General features: G+C 65.1%; 16 protein-coding genes and 1 tRNA gene. 5 read left to right on the top strand and 12 right to left on the bottom strand.

Annotated features, from left to right (window positions below; all coding sequences use genetic code 11):
* Nucleotides 1-277 precede the first annotated feature (277 nt).
* Nucleotides 278-1,276: a 4-hydroxythreonine-4-phosphate dehydrogenase PdxA gene (gene pdxA, locus DESFRDRAFT_RS14025; RefSeq protein WP_005994948.1), complete on the top strand. Its 999-nt coding sequence runs from the start codon at nt 278-280 to the stop codon at nt 1,274-1,276.
* A 185-nt stretch (nt 1,277-1,461) separates the two neighbouring features.
* On the opposite strand, the gene DESFRDRAFT_RS14020 is transcribed toward pdxA, so the two are convergent.
* The 3 genes from DESFRDRAFT_RS14020 to DESFRDRAFT_RS14010 all read right to left on the bottom strand — a co-directional run bounded on the left by DESFRDRAFT_RS14020 (nt 1,462) and on the right by DESFRDRAFT_RS14010 (nt 3,150).
* On the bottom strand, nt 1,462-1,950 hold the full coding sequence (locus DESFRDRAFT_RS14020; RefSeq protein ID WP_005994947.1) for a universal stress protein: 489 nt from the start codon (nt 1,948-1,950) through the stop codon (nt 1,462-1,464).
* Nucleotides 1,951-2,002: 52 nt separating this feature from the next.
* A complete protein-coding gene (locus DESFRDRAFT_RS14015; RefSeq protein ID WP_005994946.1) occupies nt 2,003-2,950 on the bottom strand; it encodes a hypothetical protein in 948 nt (315 codons plus the stop codon).
* Between the two features lie 124 nt (nt 2,951-3,074).
* Nucleotides 3,075-3,150, bottom strand: a tRNA-Ala gene (locus DESFRDRAFT_RS14010).
* A gap of 181 nt (nt 3,151-3,331) precedes the next feature.
* On the opposite strand from DESFRDRAFT_RS14010, the gene DESFRDRAFT_RS14005 reads away from it, so the two are divergent.
* The 4 genes from DESFRDRAFT_RS14005 (at nt 3,332) to pgi (ending at nt 9,825) form a co-directional block, all read left to right on the top strand.
* Nucleotides 3,332-3,778 carry a 4Fe-4S binding protein gene (locus DESFRDRAFT_RS14005; RefSeq protein ID WP_005994944.1) on the top strand — a complete coding sequence of 149 codons (447 nt, stop codon included), beginning with the start codon at nt 3,332-3,334 and terminating at the stop codon, nt 3,776-3,778.
* Nucleotides 3,765-5,528 carry an aldehyde ferredoxin oxidoreductase N-terminal domain-containing protein gene (locus DESFRDRAFT_RS14000; RefSeq protein WP_005994943.1) on the top strand — a complete coding sequence of 588 codons (1,764 nt, stop codon included), beginning with the start codon at nt 3,765-3,767 and terminating at the stop codon, nt 5,526-5,528. The genes DESFRDRAFT_RS14005 and DESFRDRAFT_RS14000 overlap by 14 nt, the downstream gene beginning before the upstream one ends.
* Before the next feature lie 118 nt (nt 5,529-5,646).
* Nucleotides 5,647-8,151: a plasma-membrane proton-efflux P-type ATPase gene (locus tag DESFRDRAFT_RS13995; RefSeq protein ID WP_005994942.1), complete on the top strand. Its 2,505-nt coding sequence runs from the start codon at nt 5,647-5,649 to the stop codon at nt 8,149-8,151.
* A 30-nt stretch (nt 8,152-8,181) separates the two neighbouring features.
* Nucleotides 8,182-9,825, top strand: coding sequence for a glucose-6-phosphate isomerase (gene pgi / locus DESFRDRAFT_RS13990; protein WP_005994940.1), 1,644 nt, complete (start codon nt 8,182-8,184; stop codon nt 9,823-9,825).
* A 190-nt stretch (nt 9,826-10,015) separates the two neighbouring features.
* Here pgi and DESFRDRAFT_RS13985 read toward each other — a convergent pair whose 3' ends face one another.
* From DESFRDRAFT_RS13985 to DESFRDRAFT_RS13945, 9 genes are all read right to left on the bottom strand, one after another.
* Nucleotides 10,016-10,477, bottom strand: a complete 462-nt coding sequence (locus DESFRDRAFT_RS13985) for a hypothetical protein (RefSeq protein ID WP_005994937.1) — start codon at nt 10,475-10,477, stop codon at nt 10,016-10,018.
* A gap of 14 nt (nt 10,478-10,491) precedes the next feature.
* Nucleotides 10,492-11,820, bottom strand: coding sequence for a vWA domain-containing protein (locus DESFRDRAFT_RS13980; protein WP_005994935.1), 1,329 nt, complete (start codon nt 11,818-11,820; stop codon nt 10,492-10,494).
* Entirely contained in the window at nt 11,817-12,800 is a 984-nt protein-coding gene (locus DESFRDRAFT_RS13975; RefSeq protein ID WP_005994933.1) for an ATP-binding protein, read from the bottom strand. The genes DESFRDRAFT_RS13980 and DESFRDRAFT_RS13975 overlap by 4 nt, the downstream gene beginning before the upstream one ends.
* 306 nt (nt 12,801-13,106) lie before the next feature.
* Nucleotides 13,107-13,328, bottom strand: a complete 222-nt coding sequence (locus DESFRDRAFT_RS13970; RefSeq protein WP_005994931.1) for a hypothetical protein — start codon at nt 13,326-13,328, stop codon at nt 13,107-13,109.
* Nucleotides 13,325-13,693 (bottom strand): type II toxin-antitoxin system HicA family toxin, encoded by a 369-nt coding sequence (locus DESFRDRAFT_RS13965; RefSeq protein ID WP_233489617.1) that lies wholly within the window; start codon nt 13,691-13,693, stop codon nt 13,325-13,327. The genes DESFRDRAFT_RS13970 and DESFRDRAFT_RS13965 overlap by 4 nt, the downstream gene beginning before the upstream one ends.
* Entirely contained in the window at nt 13,690-14,634 is a 945-nt protein-coding gene (locus tag DESFRDRAFT_RS13960) for an alpha/beta fold hydrolase (protein ID WP_144005044.1), read from the bottom strand. The genes DESFRDRAFT_RS13965 and DESFRDRAFT_RS13960 overlap by 4 nt, the downstream gene beginning before the upstream one ends.
* A gap of 24 nt (nt 14,635-14,658) precedes the next feature.
* Nucleotides 14,659-15,378, bottom strand: a complete 720-nt coding sequence (locus tag DESFRDRAFT_RS13955) for an N-formylglutamate amidohydrolase (RefSeq protein ID WP_043794947.1) — start codon at nt 15,376-15,378, stop codon at nt 14,659-14,661.
* Nucleotides 15,344-16,609 carry a carboxylate-amine ligase gene (locus DESFRDRAFT_RS13950; protein WP_005994923.1) on the bottom strand — a complete coding sequence of 422 codons (1,266 nt, stop codon included), beginning with the start codon at nt 16,607-16,609 and terminating at the stop codon, nt 15,344-15,346. The genes DESFRDRAFT_RS13955 and DESFRDRAFT_RS13950 overlap by 35 nt, the downstream gene beginning before the upstream one ends.
* Nucleotides 16,606-18,075: a RimK family protein gene (locus tag DESFRDRAFT_RS13945; RefSeq protein ID WP_005994922.1), complete on the bottom strand. Its 1,470-nt coding sequence runs from the start codon at nt 18,073-18,075 to the stop codon at nt 16,606-16,608. Before DESFRDRAFT_RS13945 ends, DESFRDRAFT_RS13950 begins: the two co-directional genes overlap by 4 nt.
* Nucleotides 18,076-18,079: the final 4 nt, after the last annotated feature.

Genomic DNA, 18,079 nt, shown 5'->3' with positions numbered 1-18,079 from the left:
CCCCCTTTAATGGACGAAGGGATTTGCACGGCATTCCTTGCCAGCTCCGAATCTTGCCGAGTTCGGGCTATTTCCTTACGTTTCCACCAGGACAACGGGTCTTTCCCGGTTGCGATGATGGACCGCATGGACTGGGCCTGGGAGGGGTGTGCCCGAGGCGGGCGGCGCATATTTGAAGAATACGCCTTCGCCTCGGGCACACCCTCCCAGGCCTCCATCTCCATCTTGATCCATTCCGTCACCCCCCGTCGTTCAAAAGAAAAACATACGGTATACCATGTACAAAACACTCTCCCCCGTCCTCATGACCCTGGGCGACGCCAACGGCATCGGGCCGGAACTGATCTGCCGGCTTCTCGCCGCCAAGGCCTACCCGGATCTTCGGTTGGCCCTGATCGGCCCGGAAGCGCCGCTCGTCCACCACTGCCGGCATTTTTCCATCACCCCTTTCTGGACCCCCCTGGACCCGGCCAACCCGAGCGCCCTGGCTGATCGCGCGCCCGGAATCTATCTCCTGACGCCGCCGCGTCTGGCCGGCCTCCCGGCCACACCGGGCAAGGAAACCCCGGCCGGCGGGCTGGCCGCGGGCGAATCCCTGGAATACGCCGTGCCCATCCTGGCCAAGCATCCGGACTGGGGGCTTGTTACCGGGCCGTTGTCCAAGGCGGCGCTCAATGAAGCGGGGTTCGCCTTCCCCGGGCACACGGAATTTCTGGCCGAGCGTTCGGGAGTGGGGCGCGAGGGCGTGTGCATGCACCTGTGCGGGCCGGTGCTGCGGGTCAGCCTCGTCACCACCCACCCGCCGCTGTCCCGGGTGCCGGCCCTCGTCACCTACGACCGGGTGGCGCGCTGTTTGGAGCTGACCTGGGATTATGTGAAGCGGCTGGGCGTGGCGGACAAACCCATCGCGGTCTGCGGGCTCAATCCCCATGCCGGGGAGGGCGGGCTTCTCGGCCGCGAGGACGAGGATGTGGTGCGCCCGGCCGTCATGGCGGCCGTGGCCAAGGGGATGGGGGCGGTCGGGCCGTTGCCGGCGGACACGGTCTTTCACCGGGCGGTCGGCGGGGAATTTTCCGCCATCCTGGCCATGTACCATGACCAGGGGCTGCCGCCGCTCAAGATGTTCCACTTTAACGAAACGGTGAACGTGACCCTCGGGCTCCCCTTCGTGCGCACCTCGGTCGGACACGGCACGGCCTTCGGCCTCGTCGGCTCCGGCCGGGCCGATACCGGCAGCCTGGAAGCCGCACTCGACTTGGCGATGCGTTTGGTTTGAGAAGAGCCGGGGGGAACCCTTTCTGAAGAAAGGGTTCCCCCCGGACCCCCTTCCCAAAGACTTTTAATAGTGACAAGGTGTTGTCGATATCATCGCGGTATAGTTGGAAAATTTAGGAAGGGGAGAGCGCGAGAGGGGAGAACCCTTTCCAAAGGGTTTCCCCTCTCGCACCTTCTTCACTTTTCCTAAGCTACCACCCACACGGCCCGGCCTTTGGCCGCGTGGATGATCTTGGTCGACACGGAGCCGAAGAGGAATTCCTCCTGTTTGGACACGCCGCGCCGGCCGACCACCACCGTGCCGAAGCCGCCTTCCTCGGCCAGCCGCAGGATCTCGAGCGCGATGCTCGTGCCAATGCTGCATTCCATGGATTCCCGTAGCGGCGAGCGGCAGCTTTCCACGAACCGCGTCTCCACCCAGTCGTCGGGGATGCCGGCCGCGACCAGCATGGCCTTGGCGTCGAGCAGCGAGGCGCGCATGGCGTCCACGCGGCGGGCGCATTCCGCCTTCCAGGAAAGATCGTCCGGGAACAGGTCGCGGTCCGGCGGCCGTTCGATGGCGGCCACGGCGACGTGGCGTTTCTGGCCGCCGCCGATCATGGCGGCGGTGTAGGAAACGGCCCGCAATGAATTTTCCGAGCCGTCGAAGGCGATCAGGATTTTTGTCTCGCTCATGCTGCCTCCGGGAGGTGTTTCCGGCCGTATGGTGGCGGGATTGGGGTCGGTTTTACGCGCCGAGGGCCTTATGCGCCTTGGTCAGGTCGCGGATGAGGTCCCTGGTTGCGTCGTAAAAGACGTTCGCTCCGAGCGAAAACCGCAACAGGACGTTGTTGAGCGCATCCGGTATGTACGGAAAGAGTTTTTTGAGGTTCACGATGCGGTTGGCGAACATGATGGAGCAGTCCTCGGCTTCGATCAGCTTGCGCTGGGCCGGGGTGATGGACTGCGTGGTGTGCTGGCCCATGCCCACCAGAAACTGGATGATGTTGCCGAGTCCGAAGAGGTCCAGGCCGAAGGGGCTTTCCTGGAAATCGAAGGTGTAGTCGAAGTCGATCCAGACGTAGCGGCCCGTGTCGTAGCTGACGTAAAGGTGGTCGCGGCGCACGTCGCCGTGTTTCTCGTTGTGGTCGTGGAGCCAGGCGATGGCTTCGCAGGCCTCGATGAACCGGGCCAGCACGTCGGGGAAGAGGGTGTGGAAATAGTCCCGGTGGGACATTTCCAGGGCTTCGATTTTTTCGTCCAGGCGTTTGCCGGCCACGACCTCCAGGATGCGCACCGGATTTCCGGCTGTGTCCAGGACCGTTTCGCCTTGCATGAAGCGGTGGTCGCCGCGCACGAGATCCAGGATGCGCGATTCCTTGCGGGGGCTTCTGGTGCAGGTGACGACCATGGAGCCGATGGTCATGGGGAAGCTCTCGTGGAAGACGAGCTTGAGTATGTTGCGGTTGCCGGTTTCCAGGTTGCGGCAGCGCTTGACCCAGAATTTGGGGTCTTCCAGGCCGAAGCGGCGTTCGGCTTCGTCGCGAAGGACCAGGAAATGTCGCGCGCCGAGTTGGATCACGTCGCCGGCGCTGATGCTCATGAATTCGGTGGTGTCGGTGTGGATTTCGCCGACGTGCCGGGCGGGGAAATCCGGAGCCAGCCTGGTCAGGAGCTCTCGGGCGGATGGGGGCAAGGCGACCTCCCATGGGTAGCGGATTTGTTGGTAATATGCAGGAATTTCGGGGGAGGGGCAATGGCTGGCGGGGTGGGCAAAGAAAATGGGCCCTGCGGTGTTTACCGCAAGGCCCTTATTTTCTTGGTGGAGGCGATGGGACTTGAACCCACTACCTACGCGTTGCGAACGCGTCGCTCTCCCAGCTGAGCTACGCCCCCATCGGGAGAAAGCTCTATAGGCGCAATCGGGCGGCTGGTCAAGAAATCCTTCTCGCGACCTTGGAAAAAACAAAAGAGACACGCCGCGACTGTTGACCTGCTTTGACGGGTTTGCCACTATGACTACCTGGAATCCCCCGGAACGATTATGCCTTTTTAGGCCAAGGGGCTGGAGTTTCACATGAAGATCCATCGCGCCGTGCGCATGGAACGCTGTATTGGTTGCCATTCCTGCTCGCTGGCCTGCGCCCGGTTGGTTTACAAGAATTTATCCTGGAATACGGCCGGCATCCGCATCCGCTCCACAGGTGGCGTCTCCAGCGGCTTCCAGGCCATTTTGTGCCTGGCCTGCGATCCCGCCCCCTGCGCCGCCGCCTGTCCCACCGGAGCCATGGTCCAGCGCAAATCCGGCGGCGGGGTGCTGCTCAAGAAATCCCTGTGCATCCGTTGCGGCCAGTGCGCCAAGTCCTGCCCGGTGGAGGCCATCAACATCGACGCCGCCGGCAACCCCAGCGTGTGCATCCACTGCGGCCAGTGCATTCCGTATTGTCCCCACGGCTGCCTGGAGCTCGTCGACGCCGAGGCGTCCGCCGCGCCCTGCCTGGAGAGCTGCGATGTCGCCAAGTGATAACGACCAATTCCGCGTGCTCGTTTACGACCTGTCCCAGGGGCGGGGCGATCTGGTCATGCTGCCCGGGCGCGGCTTGTGGATCGGCGGTTCGGGGCTGGCGGCGCTGCTCTATTCCAAGTACGGCCTGCCCGGGGAGGCCCCGTTCGATCCGCGCCAGCCGCTCATTTTCGCCATCGGCCCGGCAACAGGCTATTTTCCGCTCATGAGCAAGACCGTGTGCGGCTTCAAATCACCCTATAACGATAATTACGCCGAGTCCCACGCCGGCGGCCGTTCGGCCCTGGCCTTGCGTTTCGCCGGGCTCGATGCGCTCGTCGTGACGGGCCGGGCACCGCGCCTGTCCGTGCTGGCGGTGGGATCGAGGCGCATCGAACTGATCGACGTGCACTACCTGCGCGGGGCCGACGTCTTCACCACGGGCAAGCTCCTGCGCAAGATCGCCGCCGGCGCTTCCGGCCACCGCTCCATCATGCGCATCGGCCCGGCCGGGGAAAACGGCAGCGCCTACGCCTGCATCAACGTCGACACCTACCGCCATTTCGGCCGGCTCGGGGCCGGGGCCGTCATGGGAGCCAAAAACTGCAAGGCCGTGGTGGTCATGGGCGACGGCGACCTGCCCCTGCCCGAGGACAAGAGTTATTCCAATCTTTTCAAGGACATCCACGAGAAGGTCACGGCCTCGGGGATGATGGAGAAATACCACAACCTCGGCACTCCGGCCAACGTGCTGCCCTTAAACGAGCTCAAGTCCCTGCCCTGGCGCAACCTGGCCGCGACGAGCGACCCCGAGGCGGATAAAATCTCGGGCGAGGCCTTTGCCGAAAAGCTCCTCATGCACAACGCCGCCTGTTCCGGCTGCCCGGTGGGCTGCATCCACGTGGGCATGGTGCGCGAGATGTTTTCCGCCTCCCACCGCTTCGCCATCCATCAGGTGGCCTACGACCACGAACCCAATTTCGCCGCCGGCCCCATGCTCGGCGTCACCGATCCGACCGAGGTGCTGGCCATAAACGACGTGGCCGACCGGCAGGGACTGGACATCATCTCGGCCGGCGTGGCCTTGGCCTGGGCCGTGGAGGCCACGACCAAGGGGCTCGTTTCCGAAAAGGAAACCGAGGTGAAACTGGCCTTCGGCGACGCGGCCGCCTTCAAGCGGGCCATGTGGCTGCTCGGGCACAAGGCCAACGACTTTTACGCCGCCCTTGGCCAGGGGGCGCTGGTCGCGGCCTCCCGGTACGGCGGCGAGGACTTCGCCTGCGTGCTGGGCCAGGAGATGGCCGGCTACGCCACGGGCGAGACCTATTTCGCCTCCCAGACCGTGGCCTTCCGCCATTCCCACCTCGACACCGGGGCCTATTCCTACGACCAGAAGCACAAGGAAAAGGACGTGGACGCGGTGGTCAAATTCCTCGTGGACGACGAACGCGAACGCGTGCAACTCACCTGTCTCGTGGCCTGCCTGTTCGCCCGCGAGGTCTACAAGCCCGAGGTCGTCGGCGACGTGCTGACCTGCCTGGGCCATGGCGAGCTTGCCGCCAACCTCGACGCGGCGAGCGAGCATGCGAGGCGCGAACGCTGGCGGCGCAAGATGGAAACCGGCTACGATCCGACCAAAACGCGCATCCCCAAGCGGTTTTCCCAGATCACCACCTGGAAAGGGCCGGTGGACGCCGCCTACATGGAAGCCCTGCGCCAGGGGTATGCCAAGGCGGTGCTTCAATTGGCCGCCCCCGCGCCGGACGCGTAACGATCCCGTTGCGATCCCGACAAAACGCGCGCGAAGTCGTGCATTTTGCCCGCCGATGTGCTAGCGGATCGATACCGTCGCGTTATTCCCCCCGTCATTTTGTCCAAGGAGGTCCTCCATGGCCGATACCACTGCCACATCCCCCCAAACAAACGTCGACGACATCCTCAAGGAAATGGAAACCACCCCGGCCGGCCTGAGCGCCGACGAGGCGTCCAACCGTCTGGCCAAGTACGGCCCCAACGCCCTGCCGGAGAAAAAGGTCAACCCGCTTCTGCGCCTGCTCAGCTATTTCTGGGGCCCCATCCCCTGGATGATCGAGGCGGCGGCGGTGCTGTCGGCCGTGGTCAAGCACTGGGCCGACCTGACCATCATTTTGGTGTTGCTCATCTTCAACGCGGCCATCGGCTTTTTCGAGGAGCACAAGGCGGCGGGCGCCCTGGCCGCGCTGAAAAACCAGCTGGCGCTCATGGCCCGGGCCTACCGCGACGGCAAGCTTGTCCAGATCGCGGCCGACACGCTCGTGCCGGGCGACGTCATCCGCCTGCGCCTGGGCGACGTGGTGCCGGCCGACGCCTGCTGTCTGTCCGGCGATTACTTGAGCGTCGATCAGGCGGCCCTGACCGGCGAATCCCTGCCCGTGACCAAGAAGGTGGGGGATACGGTCTATTCCGGGTCCGTGGCCAAGCAGGGCGAGATGACGGCCGTGGTCACGGCCACCGGGGCCAACACCTTTTTCGGCAAGACGGCCAAGCTCGTCTCCAGCGCCGGTTCGGTGTCCCATTTCCAGAAAGCCGTCATGACCATCGGCGACTATCTGATTTACCTGACCCTGGCCCTGGTCGCGGTCCTCATCCTGGTCGGCCTCGACCGGGGCGAGAAGGTGCTGGATCTGGTCCAGTTCGCCCTTATTTTGACCGTGGCCGCCATTCCGGTGGCCATGCCGGCGGTGCTCTCCGTGACCATGGCCGTGGGCGCGCTGGCGCTTTCCCGGCTCAAGGCCATCGTCTCGCGCCTTGAGGCCATCGAGGAAATGGCCGGCATGGACATCCTGTGCTCGGACAAGACCGGGACGCTCACCCAGAACAAGCTGACCCTCGGCGAACCGCTGGTGTTCGCCGCCAAGGACGCCGCCGACCTGATCCTGACCGGGGCGCTGGCCTCCAAGGCCGAGGACAACGACGTCATCGACCTGGCCATCATCCACTCCCTGGCCGATCCCAAGTCCCTCGACGCCTACAAGCAGACGGCGTTTACCCCCTTCGATCCGGTGGGCAAGCGCACCGAGGCCACCGTCGCCGACGCCTCGGGCGCGACGTTTGCCGTGACCAAGGGCGCGCCCCAGGTGGTCATGGGCCTTTGCGCCCTGTCCAAGGACGACGCGGCCAAGGCCGACGCCGCCATCGAAGCACTTGCCGCCAAGGGGTCGCGGACCCTGGGCGTGGCCCGCAAGGACGGGGAGGGGGGCTGGACCTTTTCCGGCATCCTGCCGCTGTCCGATCCGCCGCGCGAGGATTCGGCGACCACCATCGCCAAGGCCAAGGAGCACGGCATCGCCGTCAAGATGGTCACCGGCGACAACACGGCCATCGGCCGGGAAATTTCCCGTCAGCTCGGGCTCGGCGTCAATATGATCCCGGCCGGGGAGTTTTTCGCCGCCGATGCCGACGTCTCGCGCTTGCCGGGCGATGTCGAACGGCGCATCGAGGAGGCCGACGGTTTCGCCCAGGTCTTTCCCGAGCACAAGTACGGCATCGTGCGCGCCTTGCAGGACCGCGGGCATCTGGTCGGCATGACCGGCGACGGCGTCAACGACGCCCCGGCCCTCAAGCAGGCCGACGTCGGCATCGCCGTGTCCGGAGCCACCGACGCCGCCCGGGCCGCCGCCGATCTGGTGCTGACCGCGCCCGGGCTTTCCGTCATCGTCTCGGCCGTGGAATACGCCCGGCGCATCTTCGAGCGCATGAATTCCTACGCCATCTACCGCATCACCGAGACCATCCGCATCATGTTCTTCGTGGTGCTGGCCATCCTGGTCTACAACTTCTATCCCATCACCGCGGTCATGATCATCCTGCTGGCGCTGTTAAACGACGTGCCGATCATGACCATCGCCTACGACAACACTTATCTCGACCCCAATCCGGTGCGCTGGGACATGCGCCGGGTGCTGACGCTTTCCACGGTGCTCGGCACCATCGGCGTCATCGAGACCTTCGGTCTGCTCATTCTTGCCAAGACCTACCTCAAACTCGATCTGGCCCAGATCCAGTCCTTCGTCTTTTTGAAGCTCGCCGTGGCCGGACACCTGACCCTGTTCGTCGCCCGCACGCGAAAGCCTTTCTGGGCCTCGCCCTATCCCGCGCCGGCCATGATCTGGTCGGCCGTGGCCACCAAGGCGTTGGCCACGGCCTGCGTGGGCCTCGGTTGGTTCGTGGCCGCCGTGCCCTGGGAATACGTGGGCCTTATCTGGGGATACTGCCTTGTCTGGCTTTTCATCGAGGATTGGGCCAAACTCGTGGTTTACGAGCATCTGGCTCTGGAGCGACCGCATCACAAGCGTTTTCTGGGCCGTGTCAACCGGCTGCTGCACCCGCACGCGGCCAGGATGGCGGCCCGTTAACCGACGTATTCGTCCCAAGGAGCTTTCGCCATGCCGCTTATGACCGAATTGCCCGCCCATGCGGCTCTGGTCAGACACCACGCCGCGATCCATGACCTGCACATGCGGGACCTTTTTGCCGCCGATCCCGATCGGTTCGCCAAGTTCTCGTTGCGCCTGGGGGATATCCTGTTCGACTATTCCAAGAACAGGATCACGGCGGAAACCATGGCGCTGCTTTTCGACCTGGCCCGGCAGGCAGGGGTCGAAGCGCGGCGCGACGCCATGTTTTCCGGCGAGAAGATCAACCGCACCGAAGACCGGGCCGTGCTGCACGTGGCCCTTCGCAACAGGGCCAATCGGCCGATCCTGGTCGACGGCGCGGACGTCATGCCCGAGGTGAACCGGGTCCTTGAGCAGATGCGCGATTTTTGCGCCAAGGTGCACTCCGGAGCCTGGACGGGCTACACCGGGAAAAAGATCACCGACGTGGTCAATATCGGCATCGGCGGCTCGGACCTGGGCCCGCAGATGGCGACGCTGGCCCTGGCCCATTACGCCGTGCCCGGCATCACCGCCCATTTCGTGTCCAACGTGGACGGCACGCATCTGGCCGAGACCTTCAAGCGCGTCTCGCCCGAGACCACGCTTTTTATCATCGCCTCCAAGACCTTCACGACCCTGGAGACCATGGCCAACGCCCACACGGCCCGGGACTGGTTCCTGGCGGCGGCGGGGGACGAGGCGGCCGTGGCCAAGCATTTCGTGGCCCTTTCCACCAACGCCGAGGCCGTGGCCAAATTCGGCATCGACACGGCCAACATGTTCGCTTTCTGGGACTGGGTCGGCGGGCGCTATTCGCTGTGGTCGGCCATTGGCCTGTCCATCGCCCTGGCCGTGGGGTTCGACAACTACGAGGCCATGCTGGAAGGGGCGTTCGTCGCGGACGAGCATTTCCGCAACACGCCGCTGGAAAAAAACATTCCGGTCGTCATGGGACTTGTCGGGATCTGGTACAACAACTTCTTTGGCGCCCAGACCCAGGCCATTTTGCCCTATGACCAGTATCTGACCCGGTTTGCCGCCTATTTTCAGCAGGGCGACATGGAAAGCGACGGCAAATCCGTGGCCGCCGACGGCCGTTACGTTCCGTACTCCACCGGCCCGATCATCTGGGGCGAGCCCGGCACCAACGGCCAGCATGCCTTTTACCAGCTCATCCACCAGGGCACGAAGCTCATCCCCTGCGACTTCCTGGCCGCCGCCGTCAGCCACAATCCGCTCGGCCGGCACCAGGACATGCTGCTGTCGAACTTCTTCGCCCAGACCGAGGCGCTCATGCGCGGCAAGACCGAGGAGGAGGCCAAAGCGGAACTGGCCGACAAGGGCTACGACACCGATCGCCTCGCCCTGCTTTCCCGGGCCAAGTCCTTTTCCGGCAACCGGCCGACCAACTCGTTTCTCTACAAGACCCTCGATCCCAAGACCCTCGGCACCCTCATCGCGCTCTACGAGCACAAGATCTTCACCCAGGGCACCATCTGGGACATCAATTCCTACGACCAGATGGGCGTGGAACTGGGCAAGGTGCTGGCCGGCACCATCCTCAAGGAACTCGAGAACAACGCCTCGGTCGCCTCCCACGACTGCTCCACCAACGCGCTCATTACTTATTATAAACAGCTAAGAAGTTGAGGAAGAGGAAGAAAGTGCGAGAGGGGAAACCCTTTAAAAAGGGTTCTCCCCTCTCGCGCTCTCCCTTTCCTAAATTTTATAGCTATACGAATGGGTGACGTATAACATCCCGTCACCACTAAAGTCTTTTGAAAGGGGGCCCGGGGGGAAACTTTTCTTCAGAAAAGTTTCCCCCCGGGCTTTTCCTCCCTCACTTGGCGAGACGCAGCAGGCGGTCGGCCATGATGGCCGGGGCCATGTCGCGTTTGAGCGCCGGCGAGACGACCAGTTCCCCCCGTTCGTCCATGGGCTCGCTGGCATGGGCCGTGGCCAGGGCCTCCTCGAAAGCTTCCCGCAAGGCCTGAAACGACGCGTCCACTTCGGGGTAGGCATTGTCCTCCCGCCAGGGCAGCCGCAGGGTCTGCCCCGATCCGTTGCGCATGAGATGGCTTGGCGTGGCCAGTTCGTAGCAGCCGGCGGCGGGTGCGCCGCTTCGCTCGAACTCGCCGGGATGGCAATGGGGCTGCCACGATGACGGCGGTTCGGGGATGGTGGAGGTGATCCGTACGTAGGGCAGGGCCAGTTCCTTTTCGTAGCCTTCGAGCACCACGGAATAGGTCAGTTTGGGACGCAGGTTGCCGCGCTTTTTTTCGATATACCAGGTGATGCGCATAAACTGCTTCCTCCTTAACGGGGCAGTTTGAGAACTTCGCCGAATGGGGGGCGGCGCGTTGCCGTTTCCGGCACCGCCCACAGCACCGGATAGGCCGGCTCCTCGGGAAAGCGGTCGCATTCGAAATCCGTCAGGTAGACAAGGCAGGCCGGCCGCAGCCCTTCCCCCGCGACCTTGGCGAATACCGGCCGGTAATCCGTGCCCCCGCCGCCCTTGGGGGCAAGGAGCGGCGGAGGATCGTGCCGGGTGAAAACCTGGGGGCCGTGGGCGGCGGCGTCGCAGAAATAGACCAGGAGCCGGGCGTCGCAGGCGTCCAAAATGGCGGCCAGCTCGGCGCAAAAGGCGGCCAGGAGCGCATCGCCGACGGATCCGGACGTGTCGATGGCCAGCACCACGTCGCCGAGCGTCTGGCTCCGCGGCGAGGGCAGGTACAGCCCGGCATGGATGTGGCGGCGGTTGGGCGGGGACCAGGTGTAGTCGTTGACCGCCCGGGCCATGACGAACCGGCGCAGGATGAGGCCCCAGGGGAGCTTGGGCCGGGCCAGATCGCCCAGTACCCGGGCCAGATGGGCCGAGAGGTTTCCCATGTCGGCGGCGGCGCGAAGCGATTGGGCGACATCCTGGCGCAGGGCGGCGGTCAGTTCGCGCCGCGCGCTTTCGCTCGGTTCGCCGCGCAGTCCCGGGTGGTCTCGCACCTCGCCGACGCTTTGCGTCGGCTTGCCGTCGGGGCGTTTGTCCCGCCCGTCCTTGGGACCCGAGGCGGATTGGCGTTTTTTCCGGGCGGCCGTATCCTTGGCGTTTCCGGCTTCGGCCTGGCGCAGGCGGTTTGGCCCGGCAAAGGGCGTATCTCCCTGGCCACCGCCGTCGGCATCTTCGGCCGAAGCATCCTTTTTCTTGCCCCCTTGGTCGCCTTTACCGCCAGGGCGTTCCTCCATCTCGCCGGAAAGTGTGGCGTAGATGGCTTCAGCGGGGCGGCCGGCATGGGCCGCATCGAAGGCATAGCCCCGGGGAAGGGTGAAGCCGGACTCCACGAGCAAGCCGTTTATGGCCAAGTCGCAGGCCTTGTTCCACAGGCCCGGATCGCGGCGGCCGCGTCGCAGATGATGTTCGCAGGCCAGATGCAGCACCTCGTGGGCGAGCATGGCCGCGATTTCCTCCTCGTCGCAGCCGGCCAACGTGTTGGGGTTGTAGCCGAGCGTCACGCCGTCGGTCCAAAGGTCGGGGCAGTCCGTATCCTCGCGCATGAGGAGCTGGAGGACCATGGCCCCGAAAAAGGGATGGCCGAGCACGAGCTCCATCCTGGCTCTGGCGATCGCGCGCGATACCGGGTCCGGGCCGTTCATGCGAATACCTCGGCGTTGTCCCGGGCCCAGGCGGCGAAGGCCTCGGTACGGGCTGTGGCGCTATCGGCGCGCACCGCGTCGCGCATGAGCAGCACGCCGAATTCCATCGGCAGCCGGGCGGCGTAGCGGGTGAGCGCCGGCATGGTTTCGGGTGTGGCCCGACGTCCCAGCGCCTCGCAGATGGCATAGACCGCCGCTGGTTCGGACGGGGCCGGCGCGTCGTCCGGCGCGGCCAGCACGGCGTCGGTGTCCGGCAGTTTTCGCCACAGGGAAAGGAATCCCGCGAATTCCACCGCAGCGCCCTCGCCGATGGCGCCGGCGAAAAGCTCCCGACAAATCCGTCCGTCGCGTGTGGCCCCCAGCATGTTCGAGACAAATTCCCAGGAGCGTGGCGAGGGGAACGAGCGTGTTTCCCGGGAAGGATCGAAATCGTGGAGCAGGCTTGGGCGAAAGCGCAAAAAAGCGACGACCTCGGGAGCAATGTCTGCCGTTTTGGCCCAGGTTACCCAGTCGTCGAGATCCGGCGCGACGTCCAGATGCACGAAGCGGTTGGCCAGGGCCGTGGGCATGCGGTGGGTGACGGCCCGGTCCTGATCGCGGTTGCCGGCGGCGATGACGGTCCAGCCGTCCGGCAGGCGGTATTCGCCGAGAGAGCGGTCCAGGATGAGCTGGTAGCAGGCGGCCTGGACCAGGGGCGGGGCGGCGTTGAGTTCGTCGAGAAAGAGTACGCCGCGACCCTCGCGCGGCAGAAAGGCCGGCGCGCGCCAGTGGGTGCGGCCGTCATCGCCGATATGGGGCAGGCCGCGCAGGTCCACGGGATCGAGGAGCACGGCCCTGATGTCGGTTAGGGGCAGGTCCAGCCGGGCGGCGGTCTGGGCCACGATCCGGCTTTTGCCGACGCCCGGCGGTCCCCAGAGGAATGCTGGCTGACGGATGGGAAAGAGGGTTTCAAGGGCGGTGGCGATCTGGGAAGGGATCACTGGGGCAAGCCTCCGGAAAGAGAGATTGTCCCGGCCGGCCTCCGTCCGGGTGCAGGGACGGGCAGACGGTCCGGCGCGGACTTCCGAACCGCCGGCGCGCCGGGCATGACCGCCGGGGAGATGGCCGGGACACTTGTCTGATATTGAAAATGAAAATCGATGTCAATACAGGAAGGGATGACGGTGAGCAATGGTGCGAACCCGCTGGTTGACCGGGCGAAACTTCCGCACCGTCTGAAAACGCCGGAGCGTGTCTGGCGGTGATTTTGCCGGGATAATGAAGCGGATCGGCGCGGGGACAAGACGTCAGGGCGCGGCGGCATCAGGCGATAGGCAGGCTTCGCCGCAGACTTCCAGATAATCGTCCACGGCCTCCCTGAAGGCGTCCATGAGCGCTTCCGGGGTTTCGCCGTGAAAGGTCACCACGTCGCGGATGCCGGCGATGCGGCCGTGCAGTTCGCCGTCTTCCTCGGCGCATTCCAGACAATAGCCCTTGTAGATCGTATAGCAGGCGTCGTCGGCCATCATGCGGTCTCCTGATCTTGCGCGGCCATGCCGGCCCGGATGAGGAATTCCCGGACATCGGCGGCGCAGCCCTTGCCGAGCACGTTTTCGGGATGGGGGCGGTGGAAAAAGCCCTTGACCCCGCCGAGCAGGAAACGGACGCGCGAACCGGCGGTTTTCTGGCGGTGGTGCAGCTCCTGGCCGCCGAAGGCCCGTATCAGCGCGATGACCTCGTTCCAGGCGATGTCGCTTCGCGGCGGGACGACGAAAAGCGCCTGCCAGGTGCGCAGCCGCACGCTGTTGAGCTTGATGGCGGGAAGCGGCGTCGGGGACGGCGTCGGGCTGGGAGACATGGCCTGAAAATGGCTTGGGAAGCTGGCCGGCGTCAAGGGGCGGCCGGGCGTCCTTTGAGGAACCAGCCGATAAGCCGGGCCAGTTCCGCCGGGTCCTGGTATTGGAGCCAGTGCCCGGCGTTTTTCATGCGCACGAGGCGGCCGCGGGGAAGTTGCCGGGCCAGGGCGGCGCTTTCCCCGGGCGGCGTGACCCAGTCCTCGTCGCCCACCACCAGCAATACCGGCGTTTCGAGGCTTCGCAGCCGGCCGGCGAATCCGGGCCAGGACGCCAGGGCCTGGCGCTCCCCGGCCAGGGTCGCGGCCGGAATCGGGGTTGTTTGGCGGGGCAGGCGGGAAAACGCTTCGGGATGTGCGTCCCGCCAGGATTGGGGAAAAAGGCTGTCCCGAAAGGCCTCGGGCGTCATGGCGCTTAGGCGCGCAACCGATTTTACCACCGTCTCCGGGGAAAAGGCCGCGCCGAGGCAGGCCACTTTGCCCACGCGGCCCGGGTGGGCAAGGGCCAGCTCCAGGGCGGCGACCGCGCCCATGGACCAGCCGAGGACATCCGCCTTGGGGATGGCCAGGGCGGTGAGGAGTCCGGCGGCAACGTCGGCCAGACCGCGCAGGGTGAGCGGCGCGGCCAGGGCGGTGGAGCGCCCGACGCCCGGGTAATCGCACAGGATCAGCCGTCGTCCGGCGGCCAGATCGCCAACGAGGGTCCCGTCCCAGCTGTCCATGGAACAGGCGTAGCCGGTCAAAAGGAGCAGCGGCGGCCCGCTGCCTATGGTCTTGTAGGCGATGACGCCGTCCCCGACCCGGGCCAGCCGGGTCGGCAGGTTGGCCACGGTGAAATCCGGCCGGGACTTGGCGGCAAGCGGTGAAGCGGCGCACAACAAAAGCACGCCCACAAGCGCCAGGAGCAGGGCCGCATGGCGGCCGGATCGGGATCGGATATGGGACATGGCGGCGAGGATAGCAGGCCGGCGTACGCGCAACAAGCCGGCGCGGCCGGCCCTCCCGGACTACGGCGTGAGGGGCGTTCGTGCCAGCGCCTGACCCAGCGCCGCGACAAGGCGATCATTGAGCGCGGCCAGATCGGCCTCGCCGGCCTGGACAAAGCGCTGGTTCACCTCCAGCTCCACGCCCAGATAGCCTTCGCCGAAGCGGCGGCGAAGCGCCGTGGTCAGGCCGTCCGCCGCGCCTCGGTACGGGTAGTTTCGGCGCAGGAGAAGGTTGGGGGCAAGAAGGGCCAGCTTGCGCCGCCAGTTCAGGCAAAAGGTCTTTTCGACCGGCCTCTTGGGATCGTAGAGAAAGGCCACGTCGCAGTGCCGCGTCACGCCGGCCAGACGCGGGGTGAAGCTGTGGCTGGCGATGTGGAGCACGGTTTTCCCCTGCGCGCGCAGCCCGGCCACGGCCGCGGTCACCGCCTCCCGATGGGGCCGGTAGTGCGCGGCCAGGATGTTTTTTTTGACTGCGGCGGGCAGGGGCTTGGTGATCTCGGAAAAAAGTCCGGGGTGGCCGACCGAGCGGTTGAGGTCCACCACCAGCCGGCTGGTGGTGGCCGCGAAAAGCGGCGCGTCGCAAGCGGCGGCCAGGGCGCCCGCCGTGACCAGCGCCCCGGCGTCGAAGCCCCGGTGGGAGACGAGCAGGTCCCGCCAATGCGCGAAAAGCGGCGCATACTCCGGCGGCACGGCGTTGCCGCCGTGCTCACAGGAAATAAGGAGCGCCCAGGATGCCGGCATTGAAGGGTGTGTTGGCGGCCAGACAGTCGCACAGCTCCCCGTACGTCCGCTTGATCGCGGGATGCCGGTAGTCGCCGTCCACGGCGGCCAGGATGCGTCGGGCCAGGCTCGATTGGTCGACGAGCACGGCCAGCGGCTTTTCCCAATCCGGGTCGAAATCCATGGCCGGAAGCGTGTTCAGCGCCAGACGCCGCCAGATGACGCGGGCCGGAATGCTCGACGGAGCGTAAACCCCGAACAGCCGGGCGTATTCCTCGGGCACCACGGTGCGGCCGGCATTGGCGATGGTCTGGTTGAAGATGGCCGCGAGGTCGTGGGTGGAAAGGGCTTTTTGCTCCTCGTAGCTGGACCAGCGTTCCTCCACCAGCCCCTTGAGCGCGGAAACGACCACACCGGCCAAAGCCAGGTCGGCGGCCGGGCATTCCTGGGTGTCGAGGATCCGGATTTCGATGGTCGAGCGCTTGAAGCGGGCGATGGCCCCCCGGGCGTTTAAGAATTCGTCGTGCAACACGCCCTTGGGATCCAGCGGTGCGATGTCGCGGTACATGGGGGCCAGGATCCTGTCGCGGTATTCCTGTTCGGAAAAGACCGGCTCGGGAATGACCACGCCCATGACCGAGGGCACGCGGGCGGCGTTTTTGGAGTAGTGCTCCATGCGGGCGTCGAGAAATCCGGTGAAATGTCCGTCCAGGATGGGCGTGGAAGCGGCCAGGGCAGGCATGATGGGCAGGAGCGCGCGGATGGCGGCGTGGAGCCGGCCGAACTCCTCGTCGCCGCGAAAGGGCAGGTTGATGTGCATGCTCTGCAGGTTCGCCCAGCCGTGCCCCTTGCAATTGAAGGCGGCGTCGAAGGCCTGGTAGACGTCGCTGTAGGCATGGGGCCAAAGTTGCGTTTCCGTATGCGGGTCCATGAAGGGATGCGCGCCCGTGGGCATAAGCCGCCCCCCCATGGGCGCGAGCAGGGCGTCGGCCGCGGCGATGTTTTCGGCAAAGGCGGCGGCGAGCCCGGAAAGGCTTTTGGCGGGCTTTGACACCTTCATTTCGAGCACGTGGTTGACCAGCTCGTTGGACCAGGTGATCTCGCCCCTCTCCACATCCGAGGCGTTTTCCTTCTTGGCGGCGGCGGCGAGCAGCTTGTCGGCCACGGGCAGCACGGCAAGCGTCTCGCGGTCCACGATCATGTATTCGATTTCGATCCCGTAGGCGGAAAAAAGAGGTTTGGCCCGGCTCATATGTTGAGGCTCCCGGTTTTTCGGAGTTCGATGCGCTTGAGAAAGACTTCCACCACTCGCAGATACAGTTCGTCCTGGAGCACCTCGTCCTCGTACCCGGCGTCGATGTTGGGGTTGTCGTTGACCTCGATGACGTACACCTTGTCCCCGACCTGCTTGAGGTCCACGCCGTAGAGTCCGTCGCCGATGGCGTCGGCGGCCTTGAGCGCGGCGGAGATGACCTTTCTGGGCACCTTGCCCACGGGCAGGGTTTCCACCCGGCCGTAAATATCCTTGCCGCTTTTGCCCTTACGCAAGATTTGCCAGTGGCCGGAAGCCATGAAGTACTTGCAGGCGAAAAGGGGGCGCCTGTCAAGGATGCCGATGCGCCAGTCGAAATCCGAGGGCAGGTATTCCTGGGCGATGACCAGATCGGATTTGCTGAGAAACCGTCTGGCCTCGGCCATCAAGACGTCGGATTCCCGGACCAGCACCACGCCCTGGGAAAAGGCGCTGTCCGGCTGCTTGAGCACGCAGGGCAGGGAAAGCTCCTCCAGGATGTGGTCCAAATTCTTGCAATGGGCGATGACCGTGCGCGGGGCCGGAATCTTGTGCCGGGCCAGCACCTCGGCCAGGTAGACCTTGTTGGAGCAGCGCAGGATGGATTCCGGGTCGTCGATGACCACGAGCCCCTCGGCCACGGCCTTTCGCGCCATGCGGTAGGTGTGGTGGTCGACGTTGGTCGTCTCGCGGATGAACAGGGCGTCGAATTCCGACAGGCGGTTGGAGTCGTCCTTGGTGATGAGCTCCACCCCGACGCCGAGCGTTTCGGCCGCCTTGACGAAACGCTTGATGGCCCGGGCGCTCGAAGGGGGACGGGCCTCCTCGGGATCGTGCAGGATGGCCAGGTCGTAGCGGGAGACCGGGCGTTTGGGGATGATGAGCTTTTTGCCGGCGAAGTACTCCGTGGACACGGATTCGGCGAAATCGCGTTCCCCGGGCGGGATGTCCTTGACCGAAAGCGGCGAGACATTCTGGAGCTGCCAGCCGTTCTGGAAGCTGACGTCGGCCCGCAGAAAGGGCGCGGGGAAGAGCTTGAACAGTCTCGAGGCGAGCTGCTCCAGCCCCTTTTCCGGTGTCTTGCCGAAGTAGGCGGAAAAGCTGACCTTGCCGGGCTCGCGATCGGCCAACGCTTTGGCCAGCACGTCTTCCAGCTCACCCGAGGCCACCCGGATGATCCCCACGGACTTCATGTCCTGGATGGCGGTGATGGACGGAATGGGCTTGTGGCCGCGCGCTTCAGCCAGAAGCGACACGTAGTAGCCCATGGACTGGTAGCGGTAGGAACGGCAGATATTGATGATCTTGACACCGCGCAGGCCGGTGAAGGTTTCGTCGGTCAGGTAGGTCCTGGCCGCCACCGGCTCCACGCCGGAAAAGACCAGGGAACAGTCTTCGGGGTTCTCGATGACCACCAGAACGGACACGGGG

Origin of the sequence: Solidesulfovibrio fructosivorans JJ], assembly GCF_000179555.1 — a bacterium.
Taxonomy (GTDB): domain Bacteria; phylum Desulfobacterota; class Desulfovibrionia; order Desulfovibrionales; family Desulfovibrionaceae; genus Solidesulfovibrio; species Solidesulfovibrio fructosivorans.
The sequence above is the reverse complement of the archived record's forward strand: the minus strand, read 5'-3'. Positions and strand labels throughout refer to the sequence as shown.